The 17,681-nt window shown below is 74.6% G+C and carries 15 protein-coding genes; 9 read left to right on the forward strand and 6 right to left on the reverse strand.

Annotation, left to right across the window (positions count from 1 at the left end; translation table 11 throughout):
- Window positions 1–462: 462 nt before the first annotated feature.
- The gene (locus IF43_RS0127165) at window positions 463–1,149 is read left to right on the forward strand and encodes a GntR family transcriptional regulator (RefSeq protein ID WP_030206070.1); all 687 of its coding nucleotides are present in this window, start codon (window positions 463–465) and stop codon (window positions 1,147–1,149) included.
- Window positions 1,150–1,551: 402 nt separating this feature from the next.
- Here IF43_RS0127165 and IF43_RS0127170 read toward each other — a convergent pair whose 3' ends face one another.
- Window positions 1,552–1,833, reverse strand: a complete 282-nt coding sequence (locus tag IF43_RS0127170) for an HPr family phosphocarrier protein (RefSeq protein WP_030206074.1) — start codon at window positions 1,831–1,833, stop codon at window positions 1,552–1,554.
- Window positions 1,834–2,020: 187 nt separating this feature from the next.
- Between IF43_RS0127170 and IF43_RS0127175 the strand changes: the two genes are divergently transcribed.
- The 4 genes from IF43_RS0127175 (at window position 2,021) to IF43_RS0127190 (ending at window position 7,711) form a co-directional block, all read left to right on the forward strand.
- Window positions 2,021–5,110: a bifunctional GNAT family N-acetyltransferase/acetate--CoA ligase family protein gene (locus IF43_RS0127175; RefSeq protein ID WP_030206075.1), complete on the forward strand. Its 3,090-nt coding sequence runs from the start codon at window positions 2,021–2,023 to the stop codon at window positions 5,108–5,110.
- Window positions 5,111–5,206: 96 nt separating this feature from the next.
- A complete protein-coding gene (locus IF43_RS0127180) occupies window positions 5,207–5,812 on the forward strand; it encodes a DUF5998 family protein (protein ID WP_078910490.1) in 606 nt (201 codons plus the stop codon).
- On the forward strand, window positions 5,812–7,011 hold the full coding sequence (locus IF43_RS0127185) for an alkaline phosphatase family protein (protein WP_030206077.1): 1,200 nt from the start codon (window positions 5,812–5,814) through the stop codon (window positions 7,009–7,011). The genes IF43_RS0127180 and IF43_RS0127185 overlap by 1 nt, the downstream gene beginning before the upstream one ends.
- A gap of 49 nt (window positions 7,012–7,060) precedes the next feature.
- A complete protein-coding gene (locus IF43_RS0127190; RefSeq protein ID WP_030206078.1) occupies window positions 7,061–7,711 on the forward strand; it encodes a thymidine kinase in 651 nt (216 codons plus the stop codon).
- A gap of 97 nt (window positions 7,712–7,808) precedes the next feature.
- On the opposite strand, the gene IF43_RS0127195 is transcribed toward IF43_RS0127190, so the two are convergent.
- Complete coding sequence (locus IF43_RS0127195) at window positions 7,809–8,375, reverse strand: hypothetical protein (protein WP_158939512.1); 567 nt, start codon at window positions 8,373–8,375, stop codon at window positions 7,809–7,811.
- Between the two features lie 262 nt (window positions 8,376–8,637).
- Here IF43_RS0127195 and IF43_RS0127200 point away from each other — a divergent pair, with 262 nt between their 5' ends.
- The gene (locus IF43_RS0127200; protein ID WP_030206084.1) at window positions 8,638–9,114 is read left to right on the forward strand and encodes a GNAT family N-acetyltransferase; all 477 of its coding nucleotides are present in this window, start codon (window positions 8,638–8,640) and stop codon (window positions 9,112–9,114) included.
- A 7-nt stretch (window positions 9,115–9,121) separates the two neighbouring features.
- Here the strand turns inward: IF43_RS0127200 and IF43_RS0127205 are convergent, their stop codons facing one another.
- Window positions 9,122–9,895, reverse strand: coding sequence for a VOC family protein (locus IF43_RS0127205; protein ID WP_030206088.1), 774 nt, complete (start codon window positions 9,893–9,895; stop codon window positions 9,122–9,124).
- Window positions 9,896–10,050: 155 nt separating this feature from the next.
- On the opposite strand from IF43_RS0127205, the gene IF43_RS0127210 reads away from it, so the two are divergent.
- Window positions 10,051–10,887, forward strand: coding sequence for a sulfurtransferase (locus IF43_RS0127210; protein ID WP_030206092.1), 837 nt, complete (start codon window positions 10,051–10,053; stop codon window positions 10,885–10,887).
- Window positions 10,888–10,979: 92 nt separating this feature from the next.
- Here IF43_RS0127210 and sepH read toward each other — a convergent pair whose 3' ends face one another.
- From sepH to IF43_RS0127225, 3 genes are all read right to left on the reverse strand, one after another.
- On the reverse strand, window positions 10,980–12,032 hold the full coding sequence (gene sepH / locus IF43_RS0127215) for a septation protein SepH (RefSeq protein ID WP_078910491.1): 1,053 nt from the start codon (window positions 12,030–12,032) through the stop codon (window positions 10,980–10,982).
- A gap of 743 nt (window positions 12,033–12,775) precedes the next feature.
- Window positions 12,776–14,116: a D-arabinono-1,4-lactone oxidase gene (locus IF43_RS0127220; RefSeq protein WP_030206100.1), complete on the reverse strand. Its 1,341-nt coding sequence runs from the start codon at window positions 14,114–14,116 to the stop codon at window positions 12,776–12,778.
- Window positions 14,055–15,323, reverse strand: coding sequence for an MFS transporter (locus IF43_RS0127225; protein WP_030206103.1), 1,269 nt, complete (start codon window positions 15,321–15,323; stop codon window positions 14,055–14,057). Before IF43_RS0127225 ends, IF43_RS0127220 begins: the two co-directional genes overlap by 62 nt.
- Before the next feature lie 183 nt (window positions 15,324–15,506).
- Between IF43_RS0127225 and IF43_RS0127230 the strand changes: the two genes are divergently transcribed.
- Window positions 15,507–16,676, forward strand: a complete 1,170-nt coding sequence (locus tag IF43_RS0127230) for a ferrochelatase (protein WP_030206107.1) — start codon at window positions 15,507–15,509, stop codon at window positions 16,674–16,676.
- A gap of 90 nt (window positions 16,677–16,766) precedes the next feature.
- The gene (locus IF43_RS0127235) at window positions 16,767–17,570 is read left to right on the forward strand and encodes an inositol monophosphatase family protein (protein ID WP_030206110.1); all 804 of its coding nucleotides are present in this window, start codon (window positions 16,767–16,769) and stop codon (window positions 17,568–17,570) included.
- Window positions 17,571–17,681 lie beyond the last annotated feature (111 nt).

Consider the following 17,681-nt stretch of genomic DNA (forward strand, 5'->3'; position numbering starts at 1 on the left):
CTTGAGGCGTCATGGCAGGCTGGTCCGGAGGCAGGCCCGGGCCTGGGGTGGCCGCAGGCCAGGGGCGAAGCCCCCTTGCCCCAGGGGTGGGCCTGCCGCTGGGGGCACCTCCCAGCGGTAGCTGGGGGAGGCCTGCAGGCCATGGCGGGTCAAGAGGCGAGGGGACCCACACACCACGGGGCGCCCCCGCGAAGCCACGCTTTTGCCGCAGCCGCAGCCGCAGCCGCAGCCGCAGCCGCAGCCGCAGCCGCAGCCGCAGCCGCAGCCGCAGCCGCAGCCCCGAGCCCCAAGCCCCAGCCCCAGCCGCACCCCTGGTCCTAGTCGCCGGGCCCGCGCAAAAACGTTCCCCGATTTCCCGGCTCCCCTCCGGAATTCCGGTGTTCTGCAATAGAGTCGCAGAACACCCTTCTACGTCATGCGCCCCCGAACACGAATCGGGAAGATGAAAGCGGAGGTCCGGTCATGCGCATTCCCGCGCACGCGGTGTGCACCGCAATCCGCGACGACATCGTCAGCGGTGTCTTCGAACGCGGCGGCAGACTCACCGAGGACCTCCTCGCCCGCCGCTACGGTGTCTCCCGCGTCCCCGTCCGGGAGGCGCTGCGCACCCTGGAGTCCGAGGGCTTCGTGGTCACCCGGCGGCACGCCGGCGCGTGCGTCGCCGAGCCCACCGACCAGGAGGCCGCCGACGTGCTGGAGATGCGCGCCCTGCTGGAGCCGCTGGGTGCCGCCCGGGCGGCCCAGCGCCGCACCGACGCGCACCTGAAGGTCCTGCGCGGCCTGGTCCGGCTCGGCCAGGAGCGGGCCCGCCGCGGGGAGGGCGAGGACCTGCGGTCCCTGGGCGGCTGGTTCCACGAGACGCTGGCCCAGGCCTCCGGCAGCGTCGCCCTGGTCGCCCAGTTGACCCAGCTGCGGCACAAGATCGCGTGGATGTACGACGTGACGGCCCCGGTCCGCCCCGCGGAGTCGTGGGCCGAGCACGGGGCCATCGTGGACGCGGTGGCGCGCGGGGACGCCGAGCGGGCGCGGGCCCTGAGCACCGCGCACATGGTGCGGGCCGCCGCCGCGCACCGGCTGCGGCGGCCGTCGGGCGCGGAGCGCGTGAGGGGTTCGCAACCTGCCGTAAACACAGCGGGCGGTCGCATTTAACGGGCGCCGTATACAAAGGACGGATACCGGTCCACGAATTCCGGCGCGGATATCCGGGCGGATGCCGTTTGCGAATTCCGACGCGGGGGTGCCGTCCGGGGTCCTGCTCGGGAATCCGGAATCCGGATCGACGATCCGATCCGGAGCCCCATCGGGATTTCCGTACCCGGATATCCCGGTGGGTCCCGCGGGGGAATGCGCCGGCAGGAAGAGGCGCGGCGCGACGGCGCCGCGCCTCTTCCTGCGGGCGGCAGGCGCACCGCTGCGCCGTGGATGCCGCCGGATGCCGCCCTCCGGAACGACGAAAGCCGCGACCCCCTCGTGGGGAGTCGCGGCTCGGGCCCGTCCGACTGCGGGTGCCGCCTGCTCGGCCGGACGGTCGCGCGTGGGCGCCGACGGCCGTCAGACGGTCTCGGGGAGCTCCTCCAGGCCCTCCGCGACCAGCTTCGCCAGGCGGTCCAGGGCGACGTCCGCGCCCTCGGCGTCGGAGGCCAGGACGATTTCCTCGCCGCCCCGCGCACCCAGGCCCAGCACGGCGAGCATGGAGCCGGCGTTGACGGGGGTGCCGTCGACCTTGGAGATGGTCACCGGGATGCCCGAGGCGGTGGTCGCCCGGACGAAGATCGAGGCGGGACGAGCGTGCAGGCCCTCGGCCCAACCGACGTTGACGCGGCGCTCTGCCATGGTGATGCCCTTCAGGTTCTGCGGGTTGTCTAGACCAGTCTCTCACGACCGCCGGAGTTCTCCGACCGACCTTCGGCCCCGAACCGTCCGCCGTTCGACCCGTCCAAGCTTGCCCCGGTACGTACCGGTTTACTTCATGCGCCGCGCGGGGGGCGAGTCGTGCGCCGGCCCCTACTACGCTGGGCCCATGCAGACGTCGTCGGATGCCTCCTACCCGGCCCACTGGGAAGCGGACGTCGTGCTGCGCGACGGCGGCACCGCGCGGATCCGGCCCATCACCACGGAGGACGCCGGCCGCCTGGTCAGCTTCTACGAGCAGGTCTCGGACGAGTCGAAGTACTATCGCTTCTTCGCCCCCTACCCCCGGCTCTCCGACCGCGACGTCCACCGCTTCACCCACCACGACTACGTGGACCGCGTCGGCCTCGCCGCCACCGTCGGCGACGACTTCATCGGCACCGTCCGCTTCGACCGCACCGGCCCCGACGGCCGCCCCGCCTCGGCCCCCGCCGACGAGGCCGAGGTCGCCTTCCTCGTCCAGGACGCCCACCAGGGCCGAGGCGTGGCCTCCACGCTCCTCGAGCACATCGGCGCGGTCGCGCGCGAGCGCGGGATCCGGCGCTTCCGGGCCGAGGTGCTGCCCGCCAACAGCAAAATGATCAAGGTGTTCACGGACGCCGGCTACCAGCAGAAGCGCAGCTTCGAGGACGGCGCCGTGCACCTCACCCTCGACCTCGAACCCACCGCGCAGACCCTCGCCGTCCAGCGGGCCCGCGAGCAGCGCGCCGAGGCCCGCTCGGTGCAGCGGCTGCTCGCGCCCAGCGCGGTCGCCGTCATCGGGGTCAGCCGCCGCCCGGGCGGGGTCGGCCGGACCGCCCTGCGCAATCTGCGCGACTCGGGCTTCACCGGCGCCCTGTACGCCGTCAACGCCGCGCTGGACCCGGACGCCGCGGGCACCGAGCTGGAGGGCGTACCCGCGTACCGCTCGCTGGCCGAGATCGCCCGGGCCGCCGGGCCCACCCGCACCGCCGAGCACGGCGGCCCGGTGGACCTCGCCGTGGTGGCCGTACCGGCCGAGCGGGTCCCCGAGGTGGTCGCGGACTGCGGCGAGCACGGCGTGCAGGGCCTGGTCGTGCTGTCGGCCGGCTACGCGGAGAGCGGCCCCGAGGGACTGGAGCGCCAGCGCGAGCTGGTCCGGCAGGTGCGCTCGTACGGGATGCGGCTGGTCGGGCCGAACGCCTTCGGCGTCATCAACACCGCCCCCGGCACCCACCTCAACGCCTCGCTGGCCCCCGACTCCCCGGCACCCGGCCGGATCGGGCTGTTCGCACAGTCCGGCGCCATCGGCATCGCCCTGCTGGCGGGACTGGTGCGGCGCGGCGCCGGGGTGTCCTCGTTCATCTCCGCGGGCAACCGCGCGGACCTGTCCGGCAACGACATCCTGCAGTACTGGTACGAGGACCCGGCCACGGACGTGGCCCTGCTCTACCTCGAAACCCTGGGCAACCCGCGGAAGTTCACGCGGCTGGCCCGCCGGACCGCGGCCGTCAAGCCCGTCGTCGTCGCCCGGGGCGGCCGGCACAGCGGCGTGACCCCAGCCGGGCACGCCGTGCCCGGCACCCGCCTGCCCGACGCCACCGTCGCGGACCTGCTGCGGCAGGCCGGGGTGATCCGCGTCGGCACCGTCACCGAACTCGTCGACGTGGGCCTGCTGCTCGCCGGACAGCCGCTGCCCGCCGGGCCCCGGGTGGCGATCCTCGGCAACTCCGAGTCCCTCGGGCTGCTCACGTACGACGCCTGCCTGGCCGAGGGGCTGCGCCCGTACCCGGCGCTCGACCTCACCACCGCCGCGACGCCGCGCGACTTCGAGGACGCGCTCCGGCGGGCGCTGCGCGACCACGACACCGACGCCGTGGTCGTGACGGCGATCCCGGCGGTGGGGGAGCCCACCCTCGCCGAGGAACTCGCCCTGGCGCTGCGCACGGCTGCCGCGGCGGCCCCGGGCAAGCCGGTGGCCGTGGTGCACGTGGAGCTCGGCGACCTCGCCGAGGCCCTTCCACCGAAGGCCACCGGCACGGCGCCGGGCACGCCCCCGGCGGGCCCGGCGGACGGCACCGCGGACGGCACCGCGGGCGGCGCCGCCGACCGGGACGGTGCCGAGGCCGACGCCCCCGGCACCCCCGACTCCGACGCCCCCGGCACCCCCGTCGCCCCGGGCCCGCCCGCTGAAGGTGCCCCGGGCGGGCCCGCCGCAGGCCCGTCCGCCGGCCCGTCGGCACGCCCCGGCGACGGCGTCCGGCACGGCGTCCCGCACGACGTCCCCGCCGGCGGCCCCGCGGCGGCCGCCCCGCACGCCTCCCCCGGAAACCCCCCGGCGGGCGAGGGCGCCCCCGCCGCGCCGCGCGCGATCCCCGCCTACCCCGCCGCCGAGCGGGCCGTACGGGCGCTCGCCGAGGCCTGGCGGTACGCCCGGTGGCGCCGGGCCGCCGCCGACGCCGGCCAGGTGCCCGAGTACGAGGACATCGACACCGCCGGGGCCGCCGCGCAGCTGGAGGCCCTCCTCGCCGACACGGCCGGCACCGGCCCCGCCGGCACCACCCTCGCGGACGACGACGCGCGCGCCCTCCTGGCCCGCTACGGCATCCGGGTCGTGCCCACCCTGCCCGCCCCCACCGCCGACGCCGCCGCGCGGGCCGCGGCCCGGCTCGGCTACCCGGTCGCCCTCAAGACCACCGCCCCCCACCTGCGCCACCGCGCCGACCTGGGCGGCGTACGCCTCGAGCTCATGACCGAGGAGGAACTGCGCCGGGCGTACGGCGAACTGACCGACCTGCTCGGCAAGCCCGCCGAGCTGCTCCCGGTCGTCCAGGCCATGGTCCCGCGCGGGGTCGACACCGTCGTCCGGTCCGTCATCGACCCGGCCGCCGGCGCCGTGCTCTCCTTCGGACTGGCCGGAGTGGCCTCCGAGCTGCTGGGCGACACCGCCCACCGGCTGGTCCCCGCGACCGACCGCGACGCCGCGGCCCTGATCCGCTCCATCAGGACCGCGCCGCTGCTGTTCGGCTGGCGCGGCAGCGCCCCGGTGGACACGCCCGCGCTGGAGGAGCTTCTGCTGCGGCTGTCCCGGCTGGTCGACGAGCACCCCGAAGTGGTGGGCGTCTCACTGGAGCCGGTGGTGGTGGCCACCGAGGGGCTCTCCGTGCTCAGCGCCCAGGTCCGCATCGCCCGTCCGCCCGCCCGCACCGACCTCGGCCCGCGCACCCTGCCCAGCTACTGAGCGCGCACCCCGGCCCGGCTGCCGGGGGCGGGGCACCGCACGACCTGCGGGCGGACCGCGTACGGCGCGGCGGGAGCGCCCCGCACGGGCCTTAGGATGGACCCCATGGCGAAAAGCGGTACGACGACCCAGGGGCTGCGCGCGGCGATCGAGCGCAGCGGCTACTACCCGGCCCTCGTGGCCGAGGCCGTGGAGGCCGCGGTGGGCGGCGAGCCGATCTCGTCGTACCTGGTCCACCAGGAGACCACCTTCGACTCCAACGAGGTGCGCCGCCACGTCACCGTGCTGGTCCTGACCGGCAACCGCTTCATCGTCAGCCACACCGACGAGCAGGCCGCCGACTCCGGATCCCCGTCCCCGTACGCGACCACCTCGACCGAGTCGGTCAAGATCAGCGCGATCTCGTCCGTGGTCGTCAGCCGCGTGGTGGCCAACCCCGAGTCGTACACCCCGGGCACCCTGCCCCGCGAGGTCGTCCTGACCATCGGCTGGGGCGCGGTCTCCCGCATCGACCTGGAGCCGGCCGCCTGCGGCGACCCGAACTGCGACTCCGACCACGGCTACACCGGCAACTCCACCGCCGACGACCTGAGCCTGCGTGTCAGCGAGGCCGGCGACGGCCCCGAGGCCGTGCGCCAGACCCTCGACTTCGCCCAGGCCCTGTCCGAGGCCATCGCCGCCCACGCGGCCGGCGCCCGCTGATGGTCCACTCCGCCTGGCAGGAGCCCGAGCCGGTCCTCCTCGACCTCTCCGGCGCCCCGGTGCCGCAGTACGGCTCCGGCTCCCTGGCCGACCTGCTGCCCACGCTGGCGGCGGGCCTCGGCGTACCCGGGATGAGCGCCGCCATCGGCGAGCTGGTCCCGGCCGACCGGGTCTGCGTCTTCCTGATAGACGGGCTCGGCTGGGAGCAGATCAAGGCCCACCCGGACGAGGCCCCCTACCTGACCTCCCTGCTCGGCAGCTCGCGGGGCGGCACCGGCCGCCCGCTGACCGCCGGCTTCCCCGCCACCACCGCGACCTCGCTGGCCTCGGTGGGCACCGGCCTGCCGCCGGCCCGGCACGGTCTGCCCGGTTACGCCGCGCGCAACCCGGAGACCGGCGACCTGATGAACCAGCTGCGCTGGCGACCCTGGACGCCGCCGCACGTCTGGCAGCCGTACCCGACGGTCTTCCAGCTCGCGCACGAGGCCGGGGTGGCCGCCGCCCAGGTCTCCTCCCCGGACTTCGCACAGACCCCGCTCACCAAGATCGCACTGAGCGGCGGCACGTTCCACGGCCGGATGACCGGCGAGGAGCGGATGGACCTCTCGGCGCAGCTGCTCGGGTCCGCCGACCGCTCCCTGGTGTACACGTACTACAGCGAGCTCGACGGCGCCGGCCACCGGCAGGGCGTCGCCTCGGACGCGTGGCGCGGCCAGCTCATGTACGTCGACCGGCTGGTGCAGCGCCTCGCGGAGCAACTGCCGCCGCGCTCGGCGCTGTACGTCACGGCGGACCACGGCATGGTGGACGTCCCGTTCGACGAGGAGTCGCGCTACGACTTCGACGAGGACTGGGAGCTGAGCGCCGGGGTCGCCCTGCTGGGCGGCGAGGGCCGGGCCCGGCACGTGTACGCCGTACCGGGCGCCGAGGCCGACGTGCTCACGGTGTGGCGCGAGGTGCTGGGCGACCGCTTCTGGGTGGCGGGCCGCGAGGAGGCGCTGTCCCTGGGCTGGTTCGGACGGCCGGGGGAGTGCGACGAGCGGGTGCTCGGGCGGATCGGCGACGTGATCGCCGCGGCCCGCGACGACGTCGCGATCATCGCGTCCCGCACCGAGGTCAACGAGTCGGCCCTGACCGGCATGCACGGCTCCATGACCCCTGCCGAGCAGCTCGTCCCGCTGCTCGAAGTCCGCTCCTGACCCCCGTACCCGCGCCCCGCACCCCGACCTGAGAGGTCCGTACTTCCCCATGTCCGAACTGGTCTTTTTCTCCGGAACCATGGACTGCGGGAAGAGCACCCTGGCGCTCCAGATCACGCACAACCGCTCGGCCCGCGGCCTGGTCGGCGTGATCTTCACCCGCCAGGACCGGGCCGGCGAGGGCAAGCTGTCCTCCCGCCTGGGCCTGGTCACGGACGCGGTCGAGGTCGTCGACGCGATGGACCTGTACGCCTACCTGGTGGGCGAGCTGTCGTCCGGCGGCAAGGCGGACTACGTCATCGTCGACGAGGCGCAGTTCCTGACCCCCGAGCAGATCGACCAGCTCGCCCGGATCGTGGACGACCTGGACATGGACGTCTTCGCCTTCGGCATCACCACGGACTTCCGCACCAAGCTGTTCCCCGGCTCGCAGCGCCTGATCGAGCTGGCGGACCGCATCGAGCAGCTCCAGGTCGAGGCCCTGTGCTGGTGCGGCGCCCGCGCCACCCACAACGCCCGCACGGTGAACGGCGAGATGGTGGTCGAGGGCGAGCAGGTCGTCGTCGGCGACGTGAACCAGGCCGCCGCGGAGGTCGGTTACGAGGTCCTGTGCCGCCGCCACCACCGCCGCCACATGACCAGCGCCGCCGCCCACGCCGCGGCCCTCTCCCCGGACGTCCTCCCCGTCACCCGGAGCTGAGGGACGGCGCCGTCCGTGGACGGCGTCCCGCGCCCCCGGTACCGGTGGGGCCCGGGACCGCCACCGGTCCGTGCGGACCGGTGGCGACCGGTGCGGATCAGACCGACCAGCGCTCGCTCATCGTGGCGATCTCGCCCTTGGCGTTGAGAGTGATCTCGTAGACGTTGCCGTAGCAGGCGAAGGGCTGCTTCACGACGTTGTAGTCCTCGCGCAGGCAGCCGTCGATGTGCTTCGACAGTTCGTCCCGGCCCACCTTCTTGTGCTGGCCCGGGCCCAGGGCCAGTTCGCCCTTGACGTCGGCGGGGAGCACGTAGCCCTTGGGCTGGCCCTCGCCGTGGTAGATGTAGTCGTTCGGCGTGCACTTCGGCTTGGCCTCGAAGGCCTCGATCTGGCTCGCGTCGCGGTGCAGCCCGACCTCGATCATCTTGACGCCCGGCGGGAGCGTCGGCGGCTTGCCGCAGTCGTACTCGCCCCCGTCCGTCCCGCCCCCGTCCGTCGGCTTCGCCGACGGGTCGGCGGGTGCGCCGGTGTCGGGCGAAGCCGTGGCGTCCGCGGTGGGCGCGCCGTCCGCGCCCTCGTCCGCCACCGGACCGCAGGCGCTGAGGGCGCCGCTGAGGGCGGCGATGAGCGCGATGGCGCCCATGACGTTCCGAGTGGAGTGCATGTGGATTCTTCCCCCGTGCGTGGATTGTCGTGATCATGATTGATCGACGACGGTTCTACACCAGCAGGGGGACAGAGATCCAATCGAGCCAACTCGCAGGTGGCGGTGGGTCCGTCGGGCGCGCGGGACCCGGTCCCACCTCGTGGGCGGGGCGGCCGGTGGACTACTGCATCATGGTGACCGTCCGGGCCGCCTCCCGCCGGCGGGCCGCATGCCCGACCGGCCTGCCCCACGACCGGACCGCCCACGAAAGGTGACAGGGATGAAGATCGCAGTGGACGACCTCTCCGGCCCGGAGATCGCCGCCTTCCTCGCCGCACACGTCCGTCAGATGCGGGAGATCACCCCGCTGGAGAGCAAGCACGCCCTCGACCTCGACGGGCTGCGCCGCCCCGAGGTCACCTTCTGGTCGGCCACCGACGAGGGCCGCGTGGTGGGCTGCGGCGCGATCAAGCTGCTGGACGGCGGCCATGCCGAGATCAAGTCCATGCGCACCGATCCGGCGCTCACGCGCCGCGGCATCGCGTCCGGGCTGCTCGGCCACATCATCTCCGAGGCCCGCGCACGGGGACTGACCCGGCTCAGCCTGGAGACCGGCGCCGCCGACTTCTTCGCCCCCGCGCGGGCGCTCTACGAGAAGTTCGGGTTCGAGTACTGCGAACCGTTCGCGGACTACCGGGAAGACCCCCGCAGCGCCTTCATGACGCGCCTGCTCGCCGCGGGACCGGCGGGCGCGTAACAAGGGGCTACAGGTCCGAGCGGATGACCGTGAAGACCGCCCCCTCCGGGTCGGCGAGGGTGGCGAGGCGGCCGCCCGCGCCCTCGTGGGCGGAACGCACCACGTGGCCGCCCAACTCGGCCGCGCACGCGGCAGCCTCGTCCGGATCCTCGACCTCGAAGTACGTCATCCAGTGCGCGCCCCGGTCGTGCGGCAGCGCGCCCCCGACCCCGTGCAGCCCGCACACCGGCTGCCCGGCGGCGTACAGGGTGAGGTAGTCGAAGTCCGCCGAGACCACCGCCTGCGCCGCGTGCCCGAAGACGACCTGGTAGAACTTCGAGACCGTCGAGGTCTCCCGGGTGATCAGCTCGTTCCACACCGGGGTGCCGGGGACCCCGGTCAGCCGGGTCCCGATGTGCGCGGCCGCCTGCCAGATCCCGAACACCGCACCCAGGGGGTCCGAGCAGATGGCCACCCGGCCCGCGTCGTCCGCGTCCAGCGGCCCCACCGCCACCGTGCCGCCGCAGCTGCGGATCAGCTCCGCGGTGCTGTCCGCGTCGTCGGTGGCGAGGTACGTCGTCCAGGCCGTGGGCAGGTGGCGGTCCGGCGGGAGCTGCCCGATGCCCGCCACCTCCCGGCCGTCGAGGCGCGCCCGTACGTACGGGCCGAGCTGTCCCGGGCCGGGCACGTACTCCCAGCCGAACAGCCCGCCGTAGAACTGCTTGGTGGCGGCGAGGCCGTGCACCATCAGGCTGACCCAGCACGGGGTGCCGGGCGTGCGTCGCGTGGCCTGCTCCGTCATGGACCGATGGTGGCACCGGAAGGCCCCGGGCGCGCCCCGGCCGCGCCGCCTTTCCCGCCCCGGGGGGAGGGTTGGCCGGATCGGTGCGCCACCGCCGGGACGGAGCTTGACGACCCGCCCCCGCCGGTGGCGGGAGGTGGAGGAGGATGGCCCCCATGAACCCGATCGTTTCCGTATCCGAGCTCACCGCCGAGCTGGCCGGCCCGCGACCGCCGGTCCTCCTGGACGTCCGCTGGCAGCTGGGCGGCCCCGACCAGCGGCCGGAGTACGAGGCCGGGCACCTGCCCGGTGCCGTGTACGTCGACCTGGACCGCGAGCTGGCCGGGCCGCCCGGCGCCGGAGGACGCCACCCGCTGCCCGACCCGGAGGCCTTCGGCGCCGTGCTGCGCCGGGCCGGGGTCGGCGCCGGAACGCCGGTGGTCGCCTACGACGGGGGCCTGGGCTGGGCCGCCGCACGACTCTGGTGGCTGCTGCGCTGGACGGGTCACGAGGACGTCCGCGTCCTGGACGGCGGGCTGGCCGCCTGGCTCGCGGCGGGCGGGCGCGTCACGGCGGACGTACCGTCCCCCGCGGAGGGTGATTTCAAGCCAAACCCGGGCGCCATGGGGCTGCTCGACGCCGACGGGGCGGCCGCACTGGCCCGGGACGGGGTCCTGCTCGACGCACGCGCGGGGGAGCGGTACCGGGGCGAGGTCGAGCCGATCGACCCGGTCGGCGGGCACGTCCCGGGCGCGCTGTCCGCCCCGACCACGGAGAACGTGGCGGCGGACGGGACCTTCCGTCCCGCGGCGGAGCTGGCCGAGCGGTTCCGCGCCCTCGGCGCGGACGGGTCGGCGCCGGTGGGCGTGTACTGCGGGTCCGGTGTCTCCGGTGCCCACGAGGTACTGGCGCTCGCGGTGGCCGGCATTCCGGCCGCGCTGTACGCCGGCTCGTGGTCGGAGTGGTCCAACGACCCGACCCGCCCCGTCGCCACCGGCCCCGAGGCGGGTTAGGGGTGTGTCCGGCGGAGGCCGCCGCGGGTCGGACACGGTCCGGCCCGCGGCGGCCTCCGCGGCACGGGTCCGGGGGCGAGCCCCCGGACCCGTTACTCCTTGCTCTTGCGGCGCGTGCCGAAGACGATCTCGTCCCAGCTCGGCACCGCGGCCCGGCGGCCCGGGCGGACACCGTCCGCCTCCGCCTGACGGTCCGTCGTGCCCGTGAGCCGCTCGCGGTGACCCGCGACGGTACGCGGCATCAGGACGTCCGCGTACGCGGCGCCGGCACCGGCCGAAGCCGCCGGCGCGGCGGTCTCCTCTGTTTCCTCGGCCTCGGTCTCCGCGGCCGCCGCCGGGGTGCGCTCGGGCACCACGAGGTCGCCCCGGAAGCTCGGCACCGCCTCCAGCAGGCTGGTCAGCGAGTCCCGCTCCTCCTCCGGCTCGGGCGCCGGCGCCACGGCCGGCATCTGCCGGTCCAGGGCGCGGTCCAGCGGCCGGTCCCGGGGGAGCCGGGCGATCCGCGGCACGAACGGGAAGCTCGGCTCCGGCGCCGGCAGGTCGTCCGCCTCGCCGATCAGAGAGCGGGCCTCGTCGTCGACGGCCTGGACGAGCCGCCGCGGCGGGTCGTACGTCCAGCTCGCCGAGTGCGGCTCGCCCGCCACCCGGTAGACCAGCAGGACCTCCCAGGTGCCGTCGTCGCGGCGCCACGAGTCCCACTGCACGGAGTCCTTCTCCACGCCGCGCAGCAGCAGCCGCTCCTGGACGGCCTCGCCCAGCTGCGGGCCGGTGCTCTCGCCGGGCCGGCGCACGGGGGTCTTGCGCGCGCGTTCCGCCATGAAGGCGCGCTCGGCGAGCACCGGGCCCTCGAAGCGGCGCACCCGGTCGACGGGGATGCCGGCGAGCTGCGCGACCTCCTCCGCGGAGGCACCGGCACGTATCCGCGCCTGGATGTCGCGGGGGCGGAGGTGGCTCTCCACCTCGATCTCGATCTGACCGAGCCGGGCCCGGTCGTTGCGTACGGCCGCGCGCAACCGCTCGTCGATCGGAAGGGTGAACTCCGTGCCGTCCGCAGCCTTGAGCACCAGTCGTGTGCCGTCATTCGAGACGGCCACGACACGCAGTTCGGGCATGGGGACCTCCCGGGTGGTGCCTGCCGACGTCACGTGCGTCGCTGCTTCCGCTAGTCGAGTGTGGCCTGCCCGGGTGCAGCCTGCCACAACCTTGCCGAGTTAAACCGGCGTGTCGGGCATGCGCCCTTGATCGCCGTTATGGCACGGTTACCTGTTCGCCACTCATAGTGACGGAGTGGTCACTCTGCGCAGCAGGATCCGTGCGATGCCGCGGCGCCGCCGGTTTCGAGCGCCGCTTCCTTCGAGTAACCGGCCCCCTCTCCCGGGTCCGGTCATCCGAAAGGAAGCACGGCCCCAGGGCTCGCCACAGTACTCCATTCGGGCCACCCCGGTGGACCGCCGCGCCGCCGAACTTGTCGCGGGGGCGGGGAGTTGGGGCGGGGGATTCCTTACTCCCGCCTGACCTCCGGTCGTTTTGAGGTGTCTTGCTTCACGCCGTCCCCCAAAGTGGAACTATCCGTTTCGCCCATATGTCAGTAACTGCTGCAAGCGCGGTGGCGCGTGACAGGAGGTGACACGGCAGAGGCCGGGGGCGGGCCGGACGGCGGGCGCGGGGGACGGGACGGACGCGCGGGCGGAGCCCGCTGCGGCCGCGGCGGGCGGGTAGGGCCGTTCGGGGGACGGCCGCGGGCGCCCGCAGCTGAGCGTCACCCGAGTGGCGCACAGTTCGCGCACCATGCACCGGGTGCGCCGCGGACCGGACCGGGCCGCCGCGGACCGGGCCGGGCCCGCCGCGGAACCGGACGGCGGGGCGGAGCGGTCCGCGGGCGACGCGGTCAGTCCCCCAGCACCCGGCGCAGGTAGTCGTTCGCGAACAGCCGGTCCGGATCCAGCCGGTCCCGCAGCGCCGTGAACTCGCCGAAGCGGGGGTAGACCCCGGCGAAGTACGCGGCGTCGCGGGTGTGCACCTTGCCCCAGTGCGGGCGGCCCCCGTGCGCCGTGAAGATCCGCTCGGCGGCCGTGAAGTAGGCCTGGTAGGGCGTGCCCTTGTACATGTGCACCGCGATGTACGCCGAGTCCCGCCCGGAGGCGGTGGACAGCGCGATGTCGTCGGCCGGGGCGGTGCGCACCTCCACGGGGAAGCTGACGCGCAGGTCCGAGCGGTCCACCATCGCCTTCAGCTCCCGCAGCGCGTCGACCACGGCGGTGCGCGGGAGGGCGTACTCCATCTCCACGAAGCGGACCCGGCGCGGGCTGGTGAAGACCTTGTACGGGATGTCCGTGTACGTACGCGCCGACAGCGCACGGCTGGCGACCCGGGCGATCCCCGGGATGGTCGCCGGGAACGCACGGCCGAGCGAACAGGCCGCCTGGAAGACGCCGTTGGAGAGGAGCTCGTCCTCTATCCAGCCGCTGACCGCGCCGTTGGGGGCGGCGGGTCCGGCGCTGCGGTTGTTGCGCTTGGTGTTGCAGTTGCCCGTGTGCGGGAACCAGTAGAACTCGAAGTGCTCGTTCTCCGCCCAGTGCTGCTCGAACTCCGCCGTCACCCGGTCGAAGGGCATGGGCTCCTCGCGGGCGGTGAGCAGGAAGACCGGCTCGACCGCGAACGTGAGGGAGGTGACGACCCCGAGCGCGCCGAGGCCGATCCGGGCGGCCGCGAAGACGTCCGGGTTCTCCTTCTCGGAGCAGCTCAGCAGCGTGCCGTCGGCCAGCACCAGCTCCATGCCGGGGATCTGCGCGGCGATGGAGCCCGACTCGCGGCCGGTGCCGTGGGTGCCGGTGCTGGTGGCGCCCGAGACGGTCTGCTCCATGATGTCGCCCATGTTCGTGAGCGACAGGCCCTCGCGGGCGAGCGCGGCGTTGAGGTCCTTGAGGGCGGTGCCGGCCCAGACCGTGACGGTGCCGGCGTCGCGGTCGATCCCGCGGATGCCGGACAGGGCCTGCGGCCGCACCAGGACGCCGTCGGTGGCGGCCGCGGAGGTGAAGGAGTGGCCGGTGCCGACCGCCTTGACCTTCAGGCCGTCGGCGGCGGCCCGGCGCACCGCCTCCTGGAGCTCCGCGACCGAGCGCGGGGCCTCGACCCGGACGGGCCGGGCCGTGACGTTCCCGGCCCAGTTACGCCACGGGCTGGGAGCCGTGCCGCCGGTCGTCGTCTGCTGCGTGCTGCTGCTGTGCATGCGCGTCGGGTCCCTCCCCTAGCGCCGGCCTGGTCAGCCGGCGGTACCCCGCGAACGCGACCGCGGCCGCGGCGGCTCCCGCCGAGATCGACACCACGTACCCGCTCCGCGCCCCGGCCGCGTCGATCACCCAGCCGGCCACGGAGGACCCCAGCGCGACGCCCACGGCAAGCCCGGTTCCCGTCCAGGTCATGCCTTCGGTGAGCCTTGCGGGTGGTACGTGCTTCTCGATCAGGGCCATCGTGGTGACCATCGTGGGAGCGATGGCGAGGCCCGCGACGAACAGCGCCACGGCTAGAAACGGAAGGTTCCCGGCCAGTAGGAGGGGGATCATACTCACGGCCATCGCACAGATGCCCAGTACCCAGCGCGGTTCTGTCCGGCCCTTGAGGTGCAGCAGTCCGAAGAGCAGTCCGGCGATACAGGACCCGAGCGCCCAGATCGCCAGGACGATGCTGGCGGCGGCCTTCCTGCCCTGCTCCTCCGCGAAGGCGACGGTCACGACGTCGACCGAGCCGAAGATCGCACCGGTGGCGGTGAAGGTGCCCACCAGGACCTGCAGGCCGCGCGAGCGCAGCACGGTGCGCCGGTCGGCGCCCGCCTCGCGCGGGTGCGGGGCCGGCTCGGTGGACCGCTGGGCGGTCAGCCAGAACACTCCGACGAGCAGCGAGGCGACCGCGATCACCGGGCCCGCCTCGGGGAACCACACGGTGGACAGGCCGATCGAGGCGATGGGCCCGACGATGAAGCAGATCTCGTCCATCACGGACTCGAAGGAGTACGCGGTGTGCAGCTCCCGCGGGCTGTCCCGGTAGAGCGCGCTCCAGCGGGACCGGACCATCGCGCCGACGCTGGGCACGCAGCCGGCGCCGGCGGAGAAGACGAACAGCAGCCAGTCCGGGGCGCCCTGGTGCGCCGAGACCAGCAGGCCGGTGACGGCGCTGGTGGTGACCAGGGTGGCGGGACGCAGCACGCGCCGCTGGCCGTACTGGTCGACGAGGCGGGACACCTGGGGGCCGAGGACGGCGGCGGAGAGCGCGAGGGTCGCGGTGAGCGCGCCGGCCAGTCCGTAGCGACCGGTGAGCTGCGAGATCATCGTGACGATGCCGATGCCCAGCATGGAGAGCGGCAGGCGGCCGAAGAACCCCGACACCGTGAAGGCCAGGGTGCCGGGGGCGGCGAATATCGCGCGGTAGGGACTGGCCAAGGGGGGCCCTCCGTAAGGGACGTAGGCGGCGGATACAGGTTACGGGCGGTAGCTCCTGGCCGCAGGGGGTTATCCGCAGTACGGACTTAGGTAAACCTAACCTACGAGTGGTGGCGGTCCGGCACCCGAGACCCGCGCGGCCGCGGTTACCGGCCGTCCGGCCCGGGTGGCAGGATTCGGGACATGCCAGACCAGCTCGCTCAGCCCGATGCCGGCGCCGCGGCCCGCCCCGACGCCGCCCCCTACGACGCCCTCCTGCTGCTGTCCTTCGGCGGCCCCGAGGGCCCCGACGACGTGGTCCCGTTCCTCGAGAACGTCACCCGCGGCCGGGGCATCCCGCGCGAGCGCCTCAAAGAGGTCGGGCAGCACTACTTCGGCTTCGGCGGCGTCAGCCCCATCAACGAGCAGAACCGGCACCTGCTCGACGCCCTGCGCAAGGACTTCGCCGACCACGGCCTGGACCTGCCGGTCTTCTGGGGCAACCGCAACTGGGCGCCCTACCTGACGGACACCCTGCGCGAGATGGCGGTGGCCGGCCACCGCCGCATCGCCGTGCTCGCGACCAGCGCGTACGCCTCGTACTCGGGCTGCCGCCAGTACCGCGAGAACCTGGCCGACGCCCTGGCCGCCCTGGTCGAGGAGGGGCTGGAGCCGCCGCGGGTGGACAAGCTGCGGCACTACTTCAACCACCCCGGCTTCGTCGACCCGATGACCGACGGGGTGGTCGCCGCCCTGGAGTCGCTGCCCGCGGACGTCCGCGAGGGCGCCCACCTGGCCTTCACCACGCACTCGATCCCGACCGCCGCGGCCGACACCTCCGGCCCGGTCGAGGACCACACCCGGGGCGGCGCGGGCGGCGCGTACGTCAAGCAGCACCTGGACGTCGCGGCGGTGATCGCCGACGAGGTCGCCGTACGCACCGGCGCGCGGCACCCGTGGCAGCTGGTCTACCAGTCGCGCAGCGGCGCCCCGCACGTCCCGTGGCTGGAGCCGGACATCTGCGACCACCTGGAGGGCCTGCACGGAGCCGGCGCCCCGGCCGTGGTCATGGTCCCCATCGGTTTCGTCTCCGACCACATGGAGGTCATGTACGACCTCGACACCGAGGCCACGGCCAAGGCGGCCGAACTGGGCCTGCCGGCCGCCCGCTCGGCGACCGTCGGGGCCGACCCGCGCTTCGCCGCAGCGGTGCGCGAGCTGGTGCTGGAGCGGGCCGCGGTCGAGCGCGGCGAGCCCGTGGAGCGGTGCTGGGTGGGCATGCTGGGGGCGAGCCACGACCTGTGCGCGGTGGGCTGCTGCCCGGCGCGCGCCCCGCGGCCCGCGGCGGCGGGCGCGGACAGCCCGTACGCCTGATCCCGCACCCTTCACCCGCCCGCCCCGCGAACCGTCGGCCCCCGTCCGGGGCCGCCCCGCCGAGACCGCCCCGTGCGCCCGAGGAGTGCCGTGACCGACCCGCTGAAGACCGAACTGCTCGGGTTCGCCCTGGAGGCCGCCAGGCGGGCCGGGGAGCTGCTGCGCGACGGGCGGCCCGCCGACCTCGGCGTGGCCGCCGTCAAGTCCAGCCCCATCGACGTGGTGACCGAGATGGACATCGCCGCCGAGAAGCTGATCACCGACTACCTGGCCGCCCACCGGCCCGACGACGGCTTCCTGGGCGAGGAGGGCGCCAGCAGCGAGGGCACCAGCGGGGTGCGGTGGGTGGTCGACCCGCTGGACGGGACCGTGAACTACCTCTACGGCCTGCCGTCCTGGGCCGTCTCGATCGCCGCCGAGTACCACGACGAGACGGTGGTCGGGGTGGTCGCGGCGCCGATGCGCGGGGAGACGTACCACGCGGTGCTGGGCGGCGGGGCCTGGCTGGCCGGCGGCGGTCCGCTGCGCTGCCGGGAGCCGGCCCCGCTGGAGCAGGCACTGGTGGCCACCGGCTTCAACTACGTGCAGCCCGTGCGCGCGCACCAGGCCGAGGTCGCCGGCCGGCTGATCCCCCTCGTGCGGGACGTCCGGCGGAGCGGGTCGGCGGCGATCGACCTGTGCGACGTGGCGGCCGGGCGGCTGGACGGCTACTACGAGCGGGGGCTGAACCCCTGGGACCTCGCCGCCGGCGACCTCATCGCGCGCGAGGCCGGCGCGCTCACCGGCGGGCGGCCCGGGACGCCGCCGTCCGGCGAGCTGGCGGTCGCCGCCACGCCCGCCGTCTTCGAGCCCCTCCAGCGCTTCCTCGACGAAGCCGGCGCCTGGCACGACTGACGCCGTCGGGGGGCCGCCCGCGGCGTGCGGGTCCGCCGCCCCGGACGCGGAAGGGCCCCGGTGCCTGGGCGGCACCGGGGCCCTTCACACGTGCGGTCGCGCCGTCCCGGA

Origin of the sequence: Streptomyces sp. NRRL S-87 (assembly GCF_000719335.1) — a bacterium.
Taxonomy (GTDB): Bacteria; Actinomycetota; Actinomycetes; order Streptomycetales; family Streptomycetaceae; genus Streptomyces.

Excerpts from the sequence above, each read along its gene's own strand:
- IF43_RS0127165 (WP_030206070.1), top strand. The coding sequence starts at position 463 with ATGCGCATTCCCGCGCACGCGGTGTGCACCGCAATCCGCGACGACATC.
- IF43_RS0127170 (WP_030206074.1), bottom strand. The coding sequence starts at position 1,833 with ATGGCAGAGCGCCGCGTCAACGTCGGTTGGGCCGAGGGCCTGCACGCT.
- IF43_RS0127175 (WP_030206075.1), top strand. The coding sequence starts at position 2,021 with ATGCAGACGTCGTCGGATGCCTCCTACCCGGCCCACTGGGAAGCGGAC.
- IF43_RS0127180 (WP_078910490.1), top strand. The coding sequence starts at position 5,207 with ATGGACCCCATGGCGAAAAGCGGTACGACGACCCAGGGGCTGCGCGCG.
- IF43_RS0127185 (WP_030206077.1), top strand. The coding sequence starts at position 5,812 with ATGGTCCACTCCGCCTGGCAGGAGCCCGAGCCGGTCCTCCTCGACCTC.
- IF43_RS0127190 (WP_030206078.1), top strand. The coding sequence starts at position 7,061 with ATGTCCGAACTGGTCTTTTTCTCCGGAACCATGGACTGCGGGAAGAGC.
- IF43_RS0127195 (WP_158939512.1), bottom strand. The coding sequence starts at position 8,375 with ATGCACTCCACTCGGAACGTCATGGGCGCCATCGCGCTCATCGCCGCC.
- IF43_RS0127200 (WP_030206084.1), top strand. The coding sequence starts at position 8,638 with ATGAAGATCGCAGTGGACGACCTCTCCGGCCCGGAGATCGCCGCCTTC.
- IF43_RS0127205 (WP_030206088.1), bottom strand. The coding sequence starts at position 9,895 with ATGACGGAGCAGGCCACGCGACGCACGCCCGGCACCCCGTGCTGGGTC.
- IF43_RS0127210 (WP_030206092.1), top strand. The coding sequence starts at position 10,051 with ATGAACCCGATCGTTTCCGTATCCGAGCTCACCGCCGAGCTGGCCGGC.
- IF43_RS0127220 (WP_030206100.1), bottom strand. The coding sequence starts at position 14,116 with ATGCACAGCAGCAGCACGCAGCAGACGACGACCGGCGGCACGGCTCCC.
- IF43_RS0127230 (WP_030206107.1), top strand. The coding sequence starts at position 15,507 with ATGCCAGACCAGCTCGCTCAGCCCGATGCCGGCGCCGCGGCCCGCCCC.